This is a genomic window from Rhizobium sp. P32RR-XVIII, from assembly GCF_012641395.1.
Classification (GTDB): Bacteria; Pseudomonadota; Alphaproteobacteria; order Rhizobiales; family Rhizobiaceae; genus Rhizobium.
In genome coordinates this window covers 452,727-470,285 of record NZ_JABAIH010000002.1, presented here as the reverse complement: position 1 = coordinate 470,285, position 17,559 = coordinate 452,727, and the positions used below count along the sequence as shown (strand labels likewise).

Annotated in this window: 15 protein-coding genes and 2 tRNA genes; 3 read left to right on the top strand and 14 right to left on the bottom strand. The window is 60.0% G+C overall.

Features of this window, described 5'->3' with window-relative positions; translation table 11 throughout:
* Positions 1-10: 10 nt before the first annotated feature.
* The 9 genes from HGP14_RS07355 to HGP14_RS07315 form a co-directional block, all read right to left on the bottom strand.
* Positions 11-1,168, bottom strand: a complete 1,158-nt coding sequence (locus HGP14_RS07355) for an NADH-quinone oxidoreductase subunit E (RefSeq protein WP_168829198.1) — start codon at positions 1,166-1,168, stop codon at positions 11-13.
* A 16-nt stretch (positions 1,169-1,184) separates the two neighbouring features.
* Entirely contained in the window at positions 1,185-1,460 is a 276-nt protein-coding gene (locus HGP14_RS07350; RefSeq protein ID WP_168829197.1) for a hypothetical protein, read from the bottom strand.
* Positions 1,460-2,650 (bottom strand): NADH-quinone oxidoreductase subunit D, encoded by a 1,191-nt coding sequence (locus HGP14_RS07345; protein WP_168829196.1) that lies wholly within the window; start codon positions 2,648-2,650, stop codon positions 1,460-1,462. The genes HGP14_RS07350 and HGP14_RS07345 overlap by 1 nt, the downstream gene beginning before the upstream one ends.
* Before the next feature lie 73 nt (positions 2,651-2,723).
* Positions 2,724-3,326, bottom strand: a complete 603-nt coding sequence (locus tag HGP14_RS07340) for an NADH-quinone oxidoreductase subunit C (protein ID WP_168829195.1) — start codon at positions 3,324-3,326, stop codon at positions 2,724-2,726.
* Positions 3,327-3,341: 15 nt separating this feature from the next.
* Positions 3,342-3,926, bottom strand: a complete 585-nt coding sequence (locus HGP14_RS07335) for an NADH-quinone oxidoreductase subunit B family protein (RefSeq protein WP_168829194.1) — start codon at positions 3,924-3,926, stop codon at positions 3,342-3,344.
* On the bottom strand, positions 3,917-4,282 hold the full coding sequence (locus tag HGP14_RS07330; RefSeq protein ID WP_008521906.1) for an NADH-quinone oxidoreductase subunit A: 366 nt from the start codon (positions 4,280-4,282) through the stop codon (positions 3,917-3,919). Before HGP14_RS07330 ends, HGP14_RS07335 begins: the two co-directional genes overlap by 10 nt.
* A gap of 229 nt (positions 4,283-4,511) precedes the next feature.
* Positions 4,512-4,588 (bottom strand) — tRNA-Asp (locus HGP14_RS07325).
* Between the two features lie 45 nt (positions 4,589-4,633).
* Positions 4,634-4,710 (bottom strand) — tRNA-Asp (locus tag HGP14_RS07320).
* A gap of 229 nt (positions 4,711-4,939) precedes the next feature.
* Positions 4,940-5,341 carry a cupin domain-containing protein gene (locus HGP14_RS07315; protein ID WP_205927059.1) on the bottom strand — a complete coding sequence of 134 codons (402 nt, stop codon included), beginning with the start codon at positions 5,339-5,341 and terminating at the stop codon, positions 4,940-4,942.
* Between the two features lie 237 nt (positions 5,342-5,578).
* Between HGP14_RS07315 and HGP14_RS07310 the strand changes: the two genes are divergently transcribed.
* Complete coding sequence (locus HGP14_RS07310) at positions 5,579-6,565, top strand: aldo/keto reductase (RefSeq protein ID WP_168829193.1); 987 nt, start codon at positions 5,579-5,581, stop codon at positions 6,563-6,565.
* Positions 6,566-6,744: 179 nt separating this feature from the next.
* Here HGP14_RS07310 and HGP14_RS07305 read toward each other — a convergent pair whose 3' ends face one another.
* From HGP14_RS07305 to clpP, 5 genes are all read right to left on the bottom strand, one after another.
* Positions 6,745-8,943, bottom strand: a complete 2,199-nt coding sequence (locus tag HGP14_RS07305) for an esterase-like activity of phytase family protein (protein WP_168829192.1) — start codon at positions 8,941-8,943, stop codon at positions 6,745-6,747.
* Between the two features lie 210 nt (positions 8,944-9,153).
* Positions 9,154-9,429, bottom strand: a complete 276-nt coding sequence (gene hupB, locus HGP14_RS07300; protein WP_168829191.1) for a DNA-binding protein HupB — start codon at positions 9,427-9,429, stop codon at positions 9,154-9,156.
* Positions 9,430-9,633: 204 nt separating this feature from the next.
* Positions 9,634-12,051, bottom strand: coding sequence for an endopeptidase La (lon, locus tag HGP14_RS07295; protein WP_168829190.1), 2,418 nt, complete (start codon positions 12,049-12,051; stop codon positions 9,634-9,636).
* A 391-nt stretch (positions 12,052-12,442) separates the two neighbouring features.
* Entirely contained in the window at positions 12,443-13,720 is a 1,278-nt protein-coding gene (gene clpX, locus HGP14_RS07290; protein WP_018857068.1) for an ATP-dependent Clp protease ATP-binding subunit ClpX, read from the bottom strand.
* A gap of 288 nt (positions 13,721-14,008) precedes the next feature.
* Positions 14,009-14,644 carry an ATP-dependent Clp endopeptidase proteolytic subunit ClpP gene (gene clpP / locus HGP14_RS07285; RefSeq protein ID WP_168829189.1) on the bottom strand — a complete coding sequence of 212 codons (636 nt, stop codon included), beginning with the start codon at positions 14,642-14,644 and terminating at the stop codon, positions 14,009-14,011.
* A 352-nt stretch (positions 14,645-14,996) separates the two neighbouring features.
* Between clpP and HGP14_RS07280 the strand changes: the two genes are divergently transcribed.
* Positions 14,997-16,250, top strand: coding sequence for a GGDEF domain-containing protein (locus tag HGP14_RS07280; RefSeq protein WP_168829188.1), 1,254 nt, complete (start codon positions 14,997-14,999; stop codon positions 16,248-16,250).
* A 57-nt stretch (positions 16,251-16,307) separates the two neighbouring features.
* Positions 16,308-17,552 carry a cytochrome P450 gene (locus HGP14_RS07275; RefSeq protein ID WP_168829187.1) on the top strand — a complete coding sequence of 415 codons (1,245 nt, stop codon included), beginning with the start codon at positions 16,308-16,310 and terminating at the stop codon, positions 17,550-17,552.
* Positions 17,553-17,559: the final 7 nt, after the last annotated feature.

Sequence of the window (17,559 nt, the reverse complement as noted above, 5' to 3'; positions counted from 1 at the left end):
GCTTCACCTCTTACCGCGGCTTCTTACCGAAGACCTTGATATATTCCGCTTCGCCGCCCTTGGCGAGCGCCTTGGCCTGCTTGACCCAGTCGTCGCGCTCGATGCGGCCCTTGAAATTCAAGTATCCGTCGACCCATTCGCGCTCGGCCTTCTTCCAGCCTGCGACCTGTGCGTAGGTGAAGATGCCGAGTTCGTTCAACGTGCTTTCGATCTTCGGACCGACGCCCGAGATCAACTTGAGATCGTCCGGAGCTGCCGGCTTTTCGATGCCAGCCGGGCGGTTCTTGTCGGTCAGCGACGGCTTTGCAGCAACCGGAGCCCCCTGCCCCTTGCTGCCCGGCGTCTTCGCTTCGGAAACGCTTGTGGCCGTTCCGGAAAGCGGCTGCGTTTCCGCAGCTTTCGCATTCTTCGCCGCGGACCTGGGCGCCGTGTGGGGCGTCTTCAGCGCCGGATTGGTTTCAGCGTCCGTGCTCTTCGGCCGGCCTGCTTCGGCGGGAGGCAGGCTTACAGCATCTTCCGCGGGCTGCTTGGCGGAGGTCTTCGCCTTCGGCTTTGGGTCCGCCGTCAGAAGCGTCGTCGGGCCACCTGCGGGCGACGAGAAATGACGGTCGATCTGCGGGCCGGGCGTGATGCTTGCGCCAATGCCGGCATCAAAGGAATGGATGATCTCTTCCAGGCGCTCCGGCGTCAGGTCCTCGTAGGTGTCCTTGCCGATCATCACCATCGGCGCGTTGACGCAGGCGCCGAGACATTCGACCTCCTCCCAGGAGAGCGTGCCCTCGGCGTTCCTCTCGAAGGGATGATCGTGAATCTTGCTCTTGCAGACCTTTATCAGACCTTCGGCGCCGCGCAGCATGCAAGGCGTGGTGCCGCACACCTGAACGTGCGCGCGCGTTCCGACGGGAGCAAGCTGGAACTGCGTGTAAAAGGTCGCGATCTCGAGGACGCGGATATAGGCCATGCCCAAAATGTCGGCGACCTTCTCGATCGCCGCGCGGGTCACCCAGCCCTCCTGCTCCTGCGCCCGCATCAATATCGGAATGACTGCCGATTGCTGACGGCCCGCGGGATATTTCTTGATCGTCTTGTCCGCCCAAGCCGCGTTCTCGTCATTGAAGGCGAATGCGGCAGGCTGGAATTGATCTTCGGCTAGTCGACGAACAGACATTCTTTCTCACGCCTTGTCAGTTTAGGGTCCCACACCGGGAGGCAGTCAGAGACTGCATCTCGCAGGCATAGGCCGACTGGTCTTTCTGCATAAACACAACGAACTTGTTGCCGTTTGGAACGGCAGCCTTGATTTCATAGCCCTGGGACAACAGCACGCTCATGGAGGTGTTCGCGGCCGGAGGCGGCGCTACTTCGGGCGCGCCCAGCTTCTGTCCGAATCCCTGATTGTCCTGAGCTGACGCTCCGGATGCCAACAGGAACAAGACTGCTGAAAGCGCGGCAAGCTGCATCAGCGGTCCACCTCGCCGAACACGATGTCGAGCGAGCCGAGAATGGCCGAGACGTCAGCCAACAGGTGTCCCTTGCAAAGGAAGTCCATTGCCTGCAGGTGGGCGTAACCCGGTGCACGGATCTTGCAGCGGTAAGGCCTGTTGCTACCATCGGCGACGAGGTAGACGCCGAATTCGCCCTTCGGTGCTTCGACCGCCGCATAAACTTCGCCGGCCGGAACACGGTAGCCTTCGGTATAGAGCTTGAAGTGGTGAATCAGCGCTTCCATCGACCGCTTCATCTCGCCGCGATTCGGTGGAACTACTTTACCGTCGATCGACGAAACCGGGCCGGTCCTGGCGTCACCCATCAGGCGCTCGACGCACTGCTTCATGATGCGGACGGACTGACGCATTTCGATCATGCGGATCAGGTAGCGGTCGTAGCAGTCGCCGTTCTTGCCGATCGGAATATCAAACTCGAGATCGGAATAGCACTCGTAGGGCTGCGAGCGGCGCAAATCCCAGGCAGCGCCCGAACCGCGAACCATGACGCCCGAGAAGCCCCACGACCAGGCGTCCGCCAGAGACACCACGCCGATGTCGACATTACGCTGCTTGAAGATGCGATTGCCCGTCAGCAGGCCTTCGATATCGTCAAGAACCTTGAGGAATGGGTCACACCACTTTCCAATGTCCTCGACGAGCTCCGGCGGAATGTCCTGGTGAACGCCGCCCGGGCGGAAATAGGCCGAGTGCATACGCGCACCACAGGCACGCTCATAGAATACCATGAGCTTTTCGCGCTCTTCGAAGCCCCAGAGCGGCGGAGTCATGGCGCCGATGTCCAGCGCCTGCGTCGTCACGTTCATGATGTGCGACAAGATTCGGCCAATTTCGGAGTAGAGAACGCGAATCAGCTGACCGCGAATCGGAATTTCGAGCTTCAGCATCTTTTCGACGGCGAGCGCGAAAGCGTGTTCCTGATTCATCGGCGCCACGTAGTCGAGGCGGTCGAAATAAGGAACGGCCTGCAGATAGGTCTTCGTTTCAATGAGCTTCTCGGTACCGCGATGCAGCAGGCCGATATGAGGATCGGCGCGCTCCACAATTTCGCCGTCAAGCTCAAGGACAAGACGAAGAACACCGTGCGCAGACGGGTGTTCCGGTCCGAAGTTGATCGTAAAGTTGCGAACGTTATGTTCAGTCATAGCGAAGCGCTCCGCGCTGGCAATTGGCATGAGACGGCAAACCGATGGGCTTCATGAAAATCAAGCCCCATCTTCACTTCGCCGCCTTCTCGTCTCCCGGCAATACGTACTCCGTGCCTTCCCATGGCGACAGGAAGTCGAAGTCGCGGAATTCCTGCTTCAGCTCAACAGGCTCGTAAACGACCCGTTTTGCGGTATCGTCGTAGCGTACTTCAACGTAGCCTGTCGTCGGAAAATCCTTGCGCAGCGGATGACCTTCAAAGCCGTAGTCGGTGAGAAGGCGGCGCAGGTCGGCATGACCGGAGAAGAAAATGCCGTACATGTCCCAGGCTTCGCGCTCGAACCACTCGGCACCCCTGTAGACGGCGGTTGCCGACGGCACCGACTCACCGTCAGCCACGGCGACCTTGATGCGGATGCGCAGGTTCCGCTTCGGCGACAGGAGGTGATAGACGACGTCGAAACGCTTCTCGCGCTGCGGCCAGTCGACACCGCAAATATCGATCATGCTGACGAAGCCGCAGCGCGCGTCGTCGCGCAGGAACGTCAGCAGCGCCAAAATCGTTTCCGGCGTTGCAGTTACGTTCAGCTCATCGTAGCTGATGGATGCATCGAGAAAAAGATCGCCGCGCATTTCGCGGAGATATGAAGACAGTTCGCTCAATGCTTCAGTCATGACAGTCCTCCGCCCTTAGCGCTCGATCGTTCCGGTGCGCCGGATCTTCTTCTGCAGAAGCAGCACCCCGTAAAGCAGAGCTTCTGCCGTGGGAGGACAGCCCGGCACGTAGATATCGACGGGAACGACACGGTCGCAACCACGCACAACCGAATAGGAGTAGTGGTAATAGCCGCCGCCATTGGCGCAGGATCCCATCGAGATGACGTAACGCGGTTCCGGCATCTGGTCGTAGACCTTACGGAGCGCGGGCGCCATCTTGTTGGTGAGCGTGCCGGCAACGATCATGACATCAGACTGACGCGGCGAGGCACGAGGGGCAACACCGAAACGCTCCAAGTCGTAACGCGGACCCGAGACCTGCATCAGGCCTTCGACGGCGCAGCAGGCGAGACCGAACTGCATCCACATCAGCGAGCCCGTGCGAGCCCAAGTGATCAGATCGCGGGTCGAGGTAACGAGAAAGCCCTTGTCGGCCAGTTCATCGTTGACTTCGCCGAAGAACGCGCTGTCGTTGCCGATCGGCTTGCCCGTTACCGGATCAATGACGCCTTTCGGATGCGGCGCGACGAGCGCCTTGTCGCTTGGGGCTACTCCCATTCCAGGGCTCCCTTTTTCCATTCATAGATAAAGCCGATGGTCAGCACCAAGAGGAAGACCATCATGGACCAGAAGCCGAACCAGCCGATGGCGCCGAAGGAAACGGCCCAGGGGAAGAGGAAGGCGACCTCGAGGTCGAAGATGATGAAGAGAATCGAAACGAGATAGAATCGGATGTCGAACTTCATGCGCGCGTCATCGAATGCATTGAAGCCGCATTCGTATGCGGAAAGCTTTTCCGAATCCGGCGCCTTGAAGGCCACGGCAAAGGGCGCAATGAGAAGCGCCAGGCCGATAACCAAGGCGATGCCGATGAAAATCGCGATCGGAATATAGGAACTGAGAAGTTCAGTCATCATGTTCATCCCTACTTGCCGGTGCGCCGGGCGGCGCAACGGGCAAATGCCCCGAGCAAGCGTACGTGCGTTGCAACACGCCGTGGTTAGCGCAGGCAGCGCCGTGGTGCAAGACTTTTAGAAAGCCAATTGGCACTGTCACGAGGCGACCTTATACAGCCGTGAGAAATCCATACAAGTTGCGACGGCCGCATGGCAGCAAACCGAGAGGCGCACGGCTTGGAAAGAATGGCGCGAGTGACGGGGCTCGAACCCGCGACCTCCGGCGTGACAGGCCGGCACTCTAACCGACTGAGCTACACCCGCGCATCGTGGAGGAAAGGCCGGAACGCCTTGCGGCACATCTCAAAATGGCGCGAGTGACGGGGCTCGAACCCGCGACCTCCGGCGTGACAGGCCGGCACTCTAACCGACTGAGCTACACCCGCACTTCATTTCAAGTCATCCGGAGCTTTCGCATCCTTATCGAAACGGGCTGGCCGCTTCGATGAGCGGCTAACTAAGGGGTTCGCCTTTTAGTGTCAAGCAGGTTTGGAGACAAAACCATGACAGTCCGGAAATTGTTTTCAAAGCAAAGCCCAGAGCCCAGCGAGAGCGGCGGGCAGCGAGGCTCAGGACCCTGGCCGTCCGCCGCATTTTACTAACGCTGGCAGCTGGTCAGGCCCGTCCGGCGTATTGCTCGTCGCTGACCTGCTCCATCCAGTCCGCAACGCTGCCGTTGAGTGATTCTTGGATCGCGATATGCGTCATAGCCGTTTCCGGGCTGGCGCCATGCCAATGCTTTTCACCGGGCGCGAACCAGACGGTGTCGCCCGGGCGAATCTCCTGAATTTCTCCTCCCCAGCTTTGAACGAGCCCCTTGCCTGACGTAACGATAAGCGTCTGCCCCAAGGGATGCGTATGCCACGCGGTGCGCGCTCCCGGCTCGAACGTGACATGGGCGGCCCTCACCCGCGCCGGGTCCGGTGCTTCGATCAACGGATCGAGCCGCACGGAGCCGACAAAATAGTCGGAGGAACCTCTTGCCGAAGGCCGGGAACCGGCTGTCTTGATTTCCATGATGAGTCTCTCTTCGTTGATTGATCCGCCGCTTCTGCAGAACCTAGGTTATCGATGACCTCATTTGAAGTGTAGCAGGGAAGCCTTGCGCGCCGGTTTGTCTTGCCCTCCCCTTGTCCACCGACCGCGTTCTCGAAGAAGCAAGCCGCCGCCCTATTTTCCGGCGTGCGCGCTTGTCGGGTCGGTGTCCGGCTGATAGTCGCCGTGCAAGCTTTTTATTACGAATGGAGGATTCCCATGAAACAGCATTCTTTCGGCCGTATGCCGTTTTCGGTAAGCAATGTCGGCTTCGGCGCGTGGCAGATCGGCGGTTCCTGGGGCGATGTCAGCGAGGCTGATGGACGGGCCGCACTCAATGCCGCGCTCGACGCCGGCATGACCTTCATCGACACAGCCGACGTTTACGGCGACGGCCGATCGGAAAAGATCGTCGCCGATGTCCTGAAGAGCCGTGGCGGCGTGCGCCCAATGGTGGCCACAAAGGCCGGGCGCCGGCTCAACCCTCATGTCGCCGACGGCTACACGAAGGCCAACCTCGAAAGCTTCATCGACCGCAGCCTGAAGAATCTGCAGGTCGATAGTCTCGATCTCGTGCAGCTTCACTGCCCGCCGACCGAAGTGCTTTACCGGCCGGAGGTGTTCGAGGGCCTGAACGAATTGCAGAAGGCCGGCAAGATCAAGGGCTACGGCGTCAGCGTCTCGACGGTCGAGGAGGGATTGAAAGCGATCGAATTTCCGGGCGTCGAAAGCATCCAGATCATCTACAACATCTTCCGCCAGCGTCCGGATCATCTGTTCTTCCCGGAAGCCCGTCAGAGGAACGTCGCCGTGATCGCGCGCGTGCCGCTCGCAAGCGGTCTGCTCTCCGGCAAGATCACCCGCGACACTAACTTCGCAAGCGACGACCACCGCAACTTCAACCGCCACGGCGAAGCCTTCGATGTCGGCGAGACCTTCGCGGGCGTGCCGTTCGAAGTTGGCTTGAAGGCTGTCGAGGAGGTGCGCAAACTGGTGCCGCAGGGTGCCACCATGGCGGCCTTCGCGCTCCGGTGGATCCTCATGAATGATGCGGTCACCGTAGTTATCCCGGGCGCGCGCAACGCCGAACAGGCGAAGGCCAATGCGGCGGCGGCCAGCCTCGCGCCGCTGTCTCATGATGTGATGGATGCCACCCGCGAAATCTACGAGCGGCTGGTTGCGCCGCATGTCCACCAGCGCTGGTAGGCTGAACGGAAGGCGGCTGACCACGCCCACTCCGTCATGCTCGGCCTTGTGCCGAGCATCTAACTACTCACGGCCAGCAGATCCTCGGCACAAGGCCGAGGATGACGGAAATCGGGCTCGCAACAAAGCAAAGGCCGGGCTTTCGCCCGGCCTTCTTATTTCGTCCGGTCGATGACGGCTCAGTTCGTCGCGGTCAGGGTGACCGGGAAGAACAGCGTCTCTCCGGAAGAATCGCTGACGCCATCGTTATCGGTGACGGCATAGGCCTTGCCTGACGCGTCGAAGGTGAAGCCTTCGAGCTTGTCGAGCACGTAACCGTTGGTCGCAGTCTTCAGCTCGTTGACGAAGTCGTGGGCTTCGGTCTTCTTGACGACCGGCAGCTCGCCACCGAGCTTGGCGGGCTTCAGGTCTGATATGGCGACCTTGTAGAGCTTCTTCAGCTTGGCTGCATCGCCGACGAGGTTATCGCGCTCGATGATGTAGACGCTGTCGCCATGGGCGGAGATTTCCGACAGGCCGACCCAGCCGTTCTCGGACTTATCGAGCGGGTAGCGCACGGCGCCCCATTCCTTGCTCTTCGGATTGTAGGAGACGAGCTTGACGAAGCCCTTCTCGTCATCCTTCCACTCGCGCTGAACCGCCATCCACAGCGTTGCATCGTCGCCGGAACCGATGATCGTCACACCTTCGAAACCGTAGCGGATCTCATTGTCCGTCAGTTCCTTCGGCAGCGCGATCTCTGCCTTGATCTCACCCTTCGGGTTGACGTGGTAGAGCGCATGCGGCAGCAGCTTCTCGGTGTTGCCTTCCGAAGCGAGCCAGAACCAGCCCTTCTCGTCGACGGCAACGCCTTCGATGTCGAGCTTCTGGGCAGCCGCGCCGTCACGCTTGACGACGAGCGCATCGGTGATGACGGCCGGCTTCTGTGTCGCGTCGATCGTATAGATCGTCGGCTGCATACCGAGCACGCTGTCGCTGACAGCGAAGAGCTGGCCAGCCTTTTCCGGAACGGCGGCGAGGCCCGAGAGCGCTGCGAAGCCGATCGGATTGCCGTCCTTCTCCGCGGTGACGATCTGCGGATAGGCCTTCTCGCCTTCGGCACGCTCATAGATCATGACGTGCGAGCGCGGGCCGCCATCTTCGCCGAGATCGGTTTCGTTGGCGGTGGCGAAGAGGTTGCGCTGCGGGATAGCGATCGCACCTTCGGGACCAATGCCCGACGGCAGAAGCTGAACGAGCTGCGGCTCGGCGCCGGTGTCCTTGTAGACGCCGACGACCGAAGCGCGTTCGGCGAGAAGGAAGAAGTACTGGTCGCCCCCGAACTTCGCGAGCTCCAGGCCCTCCGGCTCGACGCCCTTGGCCGAGGAGCGGCCTTCCGGATAGTGGCCGGTCGTGGCAACGGCGCGCTCGAAGGAAGCGCCGGATTCGTAGAGGACCTTGCCGGTCTTGTCGAAGATGGTGAAGCCCCGCGAGCCGCCTTTATAATCGCCTTCATTGGCGACGACGAGACGGTTGTCGTCCAGCCACTTTACGGCGTCGGGCTCGCGAAGCACGCCCTTCAGTTCGCCGGTGAACTTCAGCGCGCCGTCCTTCTTCGTGTCGATACCGGAAAGGTCCGTGCTGCCGGCAGAGAAATGCGTCTTCACCGTGCCGGTCTTGCCGTCGATGATGACGATCTCGTTGTTTTCCTGCAGCGTGAGCGCAATCTCATCCTGGCTGTTGAACGAGACGAATTCCGGCTCCGGATCTTCCGGGGCAACGCCGGCAAGGCCAGTCAGCGTCACATGCTTGATCGTGCCGCAATCGACGGTGCCGTTCTTGACCTGGAAGATCACGAGGTCGCCGGCCGGCATCTGCGGGATCTTTCCGTCGTCAATGTCTTCGTCACGCTCGTTCTCGATGGCGATGGTGCCGAGCGTCTTGTCCTTGTTCAGAGCGATCGAATCCGGCTGACCGCCGAGATCGCAGGTGTTTTCAATCTTCTTGGTCGCAACATCGACGATCGCCAGGCGGCCCGACGGATTCTGCTTGCTCTCGCCGGTGTTGACGGCGACGAGCGCCTTGCCCGCGGTTGAGGTGACGGAGGTCGGCTCTCCGTCCATCATCAGCGTACCGAGCGCCTTCGGCGCCTTGGCGTCGGTGATGTCGATGAAGCCGATCGCACCGAGCGGGCTGTCGCTGTAGATCAGCGTGTTGCCGTCATCGGTTGCGGTGATGATCTCGGCAGAGGTCGTCGACAGCTTGTCCTTGTCGGACGGCAGGTTCGAGGCGACCGGGAAGGACGCAATACGATTGAATACAGGCTCTGCAGCCGCCGGAAATGCAACGGATGCGAGGAGCACGGCAGCCAGCGCTGCCTTGCGCGATAGAATAGTCATGAAAACCCCCATGTATCGAATATTCGAAACCTGGGCTTTCTGCGGGACCGCCGTGACAGGCAGATGACAACCGCGCGTTTTCCACTCGTCTGCGCCGCCATTCAGACGCGAGTTCTCGCGATCGCCCCAACGTAAGAAGGGCCCGGCTTGCGCCGAACCCTTCAAAACCTGGACTGCCGGTCTCGTTACCCGGCGGCCAAGCAAATCTGATTAGCCGTTGACGGCGTCCTTCAGGCCCTTGCCGGGCGTGAACTTCGGCACGTTGCGAGCCGGAATATCGACTTCGGCGCCGGTGGACGGGTTGCGGCCCTTGGTAGCAGCGCGATGAGAAACGGTGAAGCTGCCGAAACCGGCGAGACGAATGTCGCCCTTGTTCTTCAGTTCAGCCTGGACAACGTCGAAAACAGCGTCGACCGCGGAAGCAGCGTCAGCCTTGGTGAGGCCAGCCTTTTCGGCAACTGCGGACACGAGTTCATTCTTGTTCATGTTTCCACCCCTTTCAATGGTTCGAAACGACTCAATCTGTAAGCCAGGCACAGAATAAGTTTCATCAGGCCCGCCGCAACCCAAAAGCCCTGCAAATCAAGGAAAAGCAAGCGCCTCCGTGAGGTTTTCACAAAAAAGGCTGGCGTTTTGCGCCAGCCTTTTCCCAGTTTTGCAGCAATTAGACGTCAATGTGGCAGATCGCCCTCAGTGAGCGATGGTTGTACCTGTGTCTTCGACGCCGTCGACCGTTGCGATGACCGGCGTTTCAACCGTTCCATCCCATTCGATCGGCTCCGGTCTGCGGACCAATGCATGCTTGATCACCTCACCCATGCGGGATACCGGAATGATCTCCATGTTGTTCTTCACGTTGTCCGGAATCTCAGCCAAATCCTTGGCGTTTTCTTCCGGAATGAGCACCTTCTTGATGCCGCCGCGAAGCGCCGCGAGCAGCTTTTCCTTGAGACCACCGATCGGCAGGACGCGCCCGCGAAGGGTGATTTCACCGGTCATGGCCACATCCTTGGAAACCGGGATGCCGGTCATGATCGAGACGATCGCAGTCGCCATCGCGACACCAGCCGACGGACCATCCTTCGGCGTCGCGCCTTCCGGCAGGTGCACGTGGATGTCGCTCTTGTCGAAGCGCGGAGGCTCGATGCCGAAATCGACGGCACGCGAGCGGACATAGGAGGCCGCCGCCGAGATCGATTCCTTCATGACGTCCTTCAAGTTGCCGGTGACGGTCATGCGACCCTTGCCCGGCATGATCACGCCCTCGATCGTCAACAGTTCGCCGCCGACTTCCGTCCAGGCGAGACCGGTAACGACACCGACCTGATCCTCGCGCTCGGCTTCGCCGTGGCGGAAGCGTGGAACGCCCAGATAGTCGTCGATGTTCTCGGCCGTCACGTGAACGGACTTCGTCTTACCCTTGATGATCTCGGTGACCGCCTTGCGGGCGAGCTTCATCAGTTCGCGTTCGAAGTTACGAACACCGGCTTCACGGGTGTACTGCTGGCTGATCGCCATCAGGGCATCGTCGCTGACCGAGAATTCACTCGGCTGCAGCGCATGTTCCTTGATGGCCTTCGGCAGCAGGTGCCGCTTGGCGATCTCGCGCTTTTCGTCCTCGGTGTAGCCGGCGATACGGATGACTTCCATGCGGTCCATCAGCGGGGCCGGAATGTTCAGCGTATTCGCCGTCGTGATGAACATCACGTCCGACAGGTCGTATTCGACTTCCAGGTAGTGATCCATGAAGGTCGAGTTCTGAGCCGGATCCAGCACCTCGAGCAGAGCCGAAGACGGGTCGCCACGGAAGTCCTGGCCCATCTTGTCGATTTCGTCGAGCAGGAAGAGCGGATTGGACTTCTTCGCCTTCTTCATCGACTGGATGACCTTGCCGGGCATCGAGCCGATGTAGGTGCGGCGGTGACCGCGGATTTCGGCCTCGTCACGGACGCCACCAAGCGCCATGCGGACATACTCGCGGCCGGTCGCCTTGGCGATCGACTGTGCGAGCGAGGTCTTGCCAACGCCCGGAGGTCCGACGAGGCAAAGAATCGGGCCCTTGATCTTGGTAGCGCGGGCCTGCACGGCAAGATACTCGACGATGCGTTCCTTGACCTTGTCGAGACCGAAGTGATCCGCTTCAAGGATCTTTTCGGCGTTGTTGAGGTCGGCCTTGATCTTCGACTTCTTGTTCCACGGAATGCCAAGCAGCCAATCGAGGTAGTTACGGACAACAGTCGCTTCGGCAGACATCGGGCTCATCTGCCGCAGCTTCTTCAGCTCGGCGTCCGCCTTTTCGCGCGCTTCCTTGGACAGCTTGGTCTTGGAGATGCGCTCCTCCAGTTCGGCCATCTCGTCGCGGCCTTCTTCGCCGTCGCCGAGCTCCTTCTGGATCGCCTTCATCTGCTCATTCAGGTAGTATTCGCGCTGGGTCTTCTCCATCTGGCGCTTGACGCGCGAGCGGATGCGCTTTTCGACCTGCAGAACCGAGATCTCGCCTTCCATGAAGCCGAGCGCCTTTTCGAGGCGGGTCTTGACGCTGGTGGTTTCCAGCATCTCCTGCTTCTCGGTGATCTTGATCGACAGGTGCGAGGCAACCGTATCGGCGAGCTTCGAGTAGTCGTCGATCTGGCTGGCGGCGCCGACCACTTCCGGCGATATCTTCTTGTTGAGCTTCACATAGCTCTCGAACTCGGACACAACGGAGCGGGACAACGCTTCCAGTTCGACCGGATCGTCGTGCGGCTCTTCGAGCACGTGACCGAGGGCTTCGTAAAAATCCTCGCGGCTTGTATAGGTGTCAATCTCGGCGCGGGCGCGGCCCTCGACCAGCACCTTCACGGTGCCGTCAGGCAGCTTCAACAGCTGCAGAACGTTTGCAACCGTGCCGACATTATGAATAGCTGAAGGATCCGGATCGTCGTCGCTAGCGTTGATCTGGGTGACCAGCATGATCTGCTTGTCGGAGCCCATGACCTCTTCCAGCGCACGGATCGACTTTTCCCGTCCGACGAACAGCGGCACGATCATATGGGGGAAGACCACGATGTCGCGCAGAGGCAAAACTGGATAGGCGGTGCTGCTCGCTACAGACGTTTTCTTCGTCATTCTTATTTCCTTTCCATCGTCCCGTTTCCGGGCTCTCTGGCACGGCCGCATGCGACCGGCCTGTGCTCTCACTTGGGTTACAAGTGGAGGCTCGGACTACGCTTTTCAAGCCACGCTAACGTCTGCATTCCACGGTTGTGATCAGGTCATGGAACGCCACAAGGAAGCGCATAACCGGGCCGGCACCTACTGCTTCCGGACCAGTTCATACAAGGCCGGGAACCGCTGCGGAATCATTCCATCATTGCCAACGACTGCACTTTACGCAACGTCAGCAAGCGCGTTTTTCAACCCTATCAGTAACTATTAACAGGAGCGCCGACCGTTTTTCAAATAGAAAGAGGCCTGCCGACGGCAAGCCCCTAAATCTACCCGAAGGAAACAGCAGTCATCAGGCCGAGGCGTTTGCCTTTTCGTCCTGCCGATCCGCATAGATGTACAGCGGACGGGCGGAGCCGCGGGCGACTTCCTCGGAAATGACGACCTCCCGGACGCCTTCCAGCGCCGGCAGTTCGAACATCGTATCGAGCAGGATCTTCTCCATGATCGAGCGAAGGCCGCGGGCACCCGTCTTGCGGATGATTGCCTTGCGGGCAATCTCGCGCAGGGCGTCCTCGTGGAAGGTCAATTCCACATCCTCCATCTCGAACAGGCGCTGATACTGCTTGATGAGCGCGTTCTTCGGTTCCGACAGGATCTGGATCAGCGCATCCTCGTCGAGGTCTTCGAGCGTTGCCAGAACCGGCAGACGGCCGATGAATTCCGGGATAAGGCCGAATTTCACCAGATCTTCGGGCTCGAGTTCGCGCAGCACTTCACCGACGCGGCGGTCGTCCGGCGCCTTGACGGTCGCGCCGAAGCCGATCGAGGTCTTCTCGCCGCGGGCGGAGATGATCTTGTCGAGGCCTGCGAAGGCGCCACCGCAGATGAACAGGATGTTCGTCGTGTCAACCTGCAGGAACTCCTGCTGCGGATGCTTACGGCCGCCTTGCGGCGGGACGGAGGCAACCGTGCCTTCCATGATCTTCAGAAGCGCCTGCTGGACGCCCTCGCCCGACACGTCGCGGGTGATCGACGGATTGTCGGACTTGCGGGAAATCTTGTCGACTTCGTCGATGTAGACGATGCCGCGCTGGGCGCGCTCGACGTTGTAATCGGCGGCCTGCAGCAGCTTCAGGATGATGTTTTCGACGTCCTCACCGACATAGCCGGCTTCGGTCAGCGTCGTGGCATCGGCCATGGTGAACGGAACGTCGATGATGCGGGCGAGCGTCTGGGCAAGATAGGTCTTGCCGCAGCCGGTCGGGCCGACCAGCATGATGTTCGACTTCGCCAGTTCGACTTCGCCGTTCTTGGAGGCGTGTGCCAGGCGCTTGTAGTGGTTGTGGACGGCGACCGACAGGATCTTCTTCGCCTGGCGCTGGCCGATCACGTATTCATCGAGAACCTTGATGATGTCCTGGGGCGTGGGAACGCCATCGCGGGACTTGACCATCGAGGATTTGTTTTCCTCACGGATGATATCCATGCACAGTTCGACGCATTCATCGCAGATGAAGACGGTCGGTCCGGCGATTAGCTTCCGGACTTCGTGCTGGCTCTTTCCGCAGAACGAACAATACAGGGTATTCTTGGAGTCGCCGCCGTTGCTGCCGCTGACCTTGCTCATATCACTTTCCTTCCAGCACGCCGCATTTCAAGGTGAAATCGCGGTCCACTCAATGGCCCGCCGGCCTGCTCCCACCGGAGCATCAGCCGGCCAAGGCTTAAGGGGGTAAGAACCGGTACCAAACCAAGCCGGTTCCGGCGGCAACGAACTCCCCTTCGAATGCCGAATGCTATGTCATGAAACTTCAACATAGCATTAATCGCCACTATTAGCGTCTTCGCTACCAGATGAAACCCTTAGTTCGATCACAATTGGGATAGAACTGTGGCAGCAAAAACACCATCCCTATTAATTACTATCCGTCTCACCTTCCATTTCGATGCGCGACGTCAAGACCTTGTCGATCACGCCCCAGCTTTGAGCTTCGTCGGCATCCATGAAGTGGTCGCGGTCGAGCGTCTTTTCAACTTCCTCGTAGGTGCGGCCCGTGTGCTTCACGTAAACCTCGTTCAGGCGGCGCTTCATCTTCAGGATGTCGCGCGCATGGCGTTCGATATCGGACGCCTGGCCCTGGAAGCCGCCGGACGGCTGGTGAACCATGATGCGGGAATTCGGGGTCGCAAAGCGCATGTCCTTGTGGCCCGCCGCGAGAAGCAGGGAGCCCATCGAAGCTGCCTGACCGATGCAGAGCGTCGAAACGGCAGGCTTGATGAACTGCATCGTATCGTAGATCGCCATGCCGGCGGTGACGACGCCACCCGGCGAATTGATGTAAAGCGCGATTTCCTTCTTGGGGTTTTCTGCCTCGAGAAAGAGCAGCTGGGCGCAAACGAGCGTCGCCATATGGTCCTCGACCGCGCCCGTCAGGAAGATGATGCGTTCCTTCAGCAAGCGGGAATAGATGTCGTAGGAGCGTTCACCGCGATTGGTCTGTTCCACAACCATCGGCACGAGGGCCATAGCGGTATCGACTGGGTTTCTCATGTGCGTCCTTTGTCAACGTCTTGCCGGCAGGCGCCGGGAATCAAAGAAAATTGCCTCATCCCTACATAGAGTGTCCCTGCCCTCTTCTTCAAGACGCGCATAAGGATAACGTTAAGAAGCGGACCGAAGACAGGAAGAACGTATAGGGGCTATCTCCTAACCGCCGCTTCACCGCGAGAGCCCGGCAAGAGCCAACACAGCTTTTGTCCGCGACATGATTAACGAACCCCCAACGCGCTTCGGGCGCTTACCTTTTGGAAAGCCTAATGGCGAATATAGGGCAAACGATGCCCGCAATTAATCAACTGGCGACCTCCGGATGCGACAATGCCCCGCATTTAAGAGGTTTGCCGTGTTTAATGTCGCTACAGGATTATCGATCTGGTGTTCGGAAGCCATGACGCTGGCTTTGCTGCTGTTCATGGCATGGCGTCAAAACACCAGTAACAAAGCCTATCTTTATTGGGGCCTCGGCTTTCTGCTGAGCGGCAGCGGTTTTGCCTTGGTTGCGCTGCGCGGCGAAATTCCCGATATCCTATCGATCGACGCGGGCAATGCGATCGCACTACTTGGCCAGAGCGCCTGGATCGCGGGCTTCATGGCGCTCGACCGCAGGAAGATCGAATGGTGGGCGCTGCTGCCGCCCGCAATCTGGCTTGCCGGCGTGTATCTGCCATGGGTCTACGATGACTACGGCAATCGCGTCATTCTCTACAATCTTGCGTCGGCAACCGGCGCCACCGGCCTTGCCTTGGCCGTCTGCTTTCCCGGCGCGCGCGTCGAACGCACGCGTCACAAACTTGCGGCTGTTTTCATCATCCAGGCATGCCTCTGCTTCGCCGGGGCTGTGACGATCGCGGTGAGCGGAGCAAGCGACATGCAGGCGATCAACTACGGCGGCGCGGTTGCTATGGCGAGCGCTTTCCTGCTGACCATGGCCTTTGCATTGACCTGCCGCATGATTATGGACCGTTCAGAGAGGCATTTGCGCACTTTGAGCCTCACCGATTCACTGACCGGCGTCTGGAACCGCCGCGGGCTCTTCGCTCACTTCGACGCACTGCAGCAGCGGGCCCTTGCCGCGGAGCGCCAGATTGCCGTGCTGCTCTTCGACCTCGATCACTTCAAACGCATCAACGACCGCTTCGGTCACCAGGCAGGCGATGCCGTCCTTTCCGCTTTCGCCAGAACAGCGCGCCAGTTCGTGCCGAACAAGGTCTTCGGCCGCATGGGCGGCGAAGAATTCGCGGCCTTCGCGATGGTTTCGGACCAAACGGAAGCCGAAGCGCTTGCCGAGTCCATCCGTGCCGAATTCTGCCGTTTGCCGATTACAACCCCCGAGGCGATCGTGCCAGCCACCGTCAGCATCGGCATTGCGATCAGTTCCGCCGCCGACGCCAACATGGACAGGCTGATCTCCGCCGCCGACCGCGCGCTTTATGCGGCGAAAGCTGCCGGCCGCAACTGCAGCGTCGTTTTCGGCGCCGAGGAAGCTGCCGCCCCTCCTTCGGCGGAAACGGACAAGAACGCCGGCGAATTGGTGCCGACGGTGGATGACCAGGTAGACGCGCTTCGGCGGATAGGTGCGTTCGCCCGGGCCGGCTGATATCTGGCTTTCTGATCCATCTTTCCGGGGCCATGCAAATCCGATAAGCCTCGCAACATGATCATAGCGCCTTTCCTCTCGATCGATCCCGTCACGCGCCGCGTCTCGCTCGACAGCAGCGATCCGGCTTTCTATGGCAATCCGAACGCGGTCTATGCGGCGCTTCACAGCCATTGCCCGACCTTCTACTGGGAACAGCAAAAGCAGTGGTTCTTCACCGGCTACGACCATGTGAACGGATTGCTGCGCGACCGCCGCTTCGGTCGCCAGATCCTGCATATTGCGACACGCGACGAACTCGGCCTTCCCGAGCCTGAGCAGCATCTCTCCAACTTCGATCTCGCGGAGCGCTACTCGCTGCTCGAACTCGAGCCGCCGGAGCACACGCGGCTTCGCACACTCGTGAACCGCGCCTTCGTCTCGCGCCATGTCGAGAAGATGAAGCCGAAGCTTGCGGAACTCGCAAACAAGCTCATCGACGACTTCAAGGACAAGGGCGAGGTCGAGCTGCTTTCCGCCTTTGCCGACATCATCCCCGTCACGATGATCGCCCGCATGATCGGCATCCCGGAAGAGATGGGGCCGCAGCTTCTCGCCTGGTCGCACGCCTATATCCGCATGTACTTGTTCGGCCGCACGCGCGAGGATGAGGACGGCGCCGAGCGGGCCGCCAAGGAATTTTCCGACTACGTGAAAACGGTGATCGCCGAACGCCGTGCCGAACCGCGCGACGATCTGCTGACGCACATGATCCACACGGAGCACAAGGGCCAGTATCTGACCGAGGACGAGCTCGTCTCGACCACGATCGTGCTGCTCAATGCCGGGCATGAGGCGACCGTTCACCAGATCGGCAACTCGGTCCGCGTCATCCTGGACAGCGGCTATGATCCCGCCGAACTGTTCAAGGATGAAGTGACGACGGAGCGCACTGTCGAGGAAACACTTCGCATCTGCGCGCCGGTTCATATCTTCCAACGCTGGGCATTGGAGCCAACCGAGATCGACGGGATCTCCTTCAAGCGGGGCGACAAGGTGAGCATGATCCTCGCCGCCGCCAATCTTGACCCGTCGAAATTCAGTGATCCGCTGACCTTCAAGCCAGATCGAAACGAGGCAGCGAACCTTTCATTCGGCGCCGGCATCCATTTCTGCATCGGCGCACCGCTGGCAAGGCTCGAACTCAATGTCGTGCTGCCGATCCTTTTCGAGCGGCTGCCAGGCCTCAGGATGGCTAAGCCACCGACGGTGAAAGATGTCTACCACTTCCACGGGCTGGACCGGCTGGACCTTGCCTGGTGACATCTGC

Coding starts and splice junctions, on each gene's coding strand:
- clpP (WP_168829189.1), bottom strand. CDS start 14,644: ATGAGAAACCCAGTCGATACCGCTATGGCCCTCGTGCCGATGGTTGTG.
- HGP14_RS07335 (WP_168829194.1), bottom strand. CDS start 3,926: ATGGGAGTAGCCCCAAGCGACAAGGCGCTCGTCGCGCCGCATCCGAAA.
- HGP14_RS07315 (WP_205927059.1), bottom strand. CDS start 5,341: ATGGAAATCAAGACAGCCGGTTCCCGGCCTTCGGCAAGAGGTTCCTCC.
- HGP14_RS07340 (WP_168829195.1), bottom strand. CDS start 3,326: ATGACTGAAGCATTGAGCGAACTGTCTTCATATCTCCGCGAAATGCGC.
- HGP14_RS07330 (WP_008521906.1), bottom strand. CDS start 4,282: ATGACTGAACTTCTCAGTTCCTATATTCCGATCGCGATTTTCATCGGC.
- hupB (WP_168829191.1), bottom strand. CDS start 9,429: ATGAACAAGAATGAACTCGTGTCCGCAGTTGCCGAAAAGGCTGGCCTC.
- HGP14_RS07275 (WP_168829187.1), top strand. CDS start 16,308: ATGATCATAGCGCCTTTCCTCTCGATCGATCCCGTCACGCGCCGCGTC.
- clpX (WP_018857068.1), bottom strand. CDS start 13,720: ATGAGCAAGGTCAGCGGCAGCAACGGCGGCGACTCCAAGAATACCCTG.
- HGP14_RS07310 (WP_168829193.1), top strand. CDS start 5,579: ATGAAACAGCATTCTTTCGGCCGTATGCCGTTTTCGGTAAGCAATGTC.
- lon (WP_168829190.1), bottom strand. CDS start 12,051: ATGACGAAGAAAACGTCTGTAGCGAGCAGCACCGCCTATCCAGTTTTG.
- HGP14_RS07345 (WP_168829196.1), bottom strand. CDS start 2,650: ATGACTGAACATAACGTTCGCAACTTTACGATCAACTTCGGACCGGAA.
- HGP14_RS07305 (WP_168829192.1), bottom strand. CDS start 8,943: ATGACTATTCTATCGCGCAAGGCAGCGCTGGCTGCCGTGCTCCTCGCA.
- HGP14_RS07350 (WP_168829197.1), bottom strand. CDS start 1,460: ATGCAGCTTGCCGCGCTTTCAGCAGTCTTGTTCCTGTTGGCATCCGGA.
- HGP14_RS07355 (WP_168829198.1), bottom strand. CDS start 1,168: ATGTCTGTTCGTCGACTAGCCGAAGATCAATTCCAGCCTGCCGCATTC.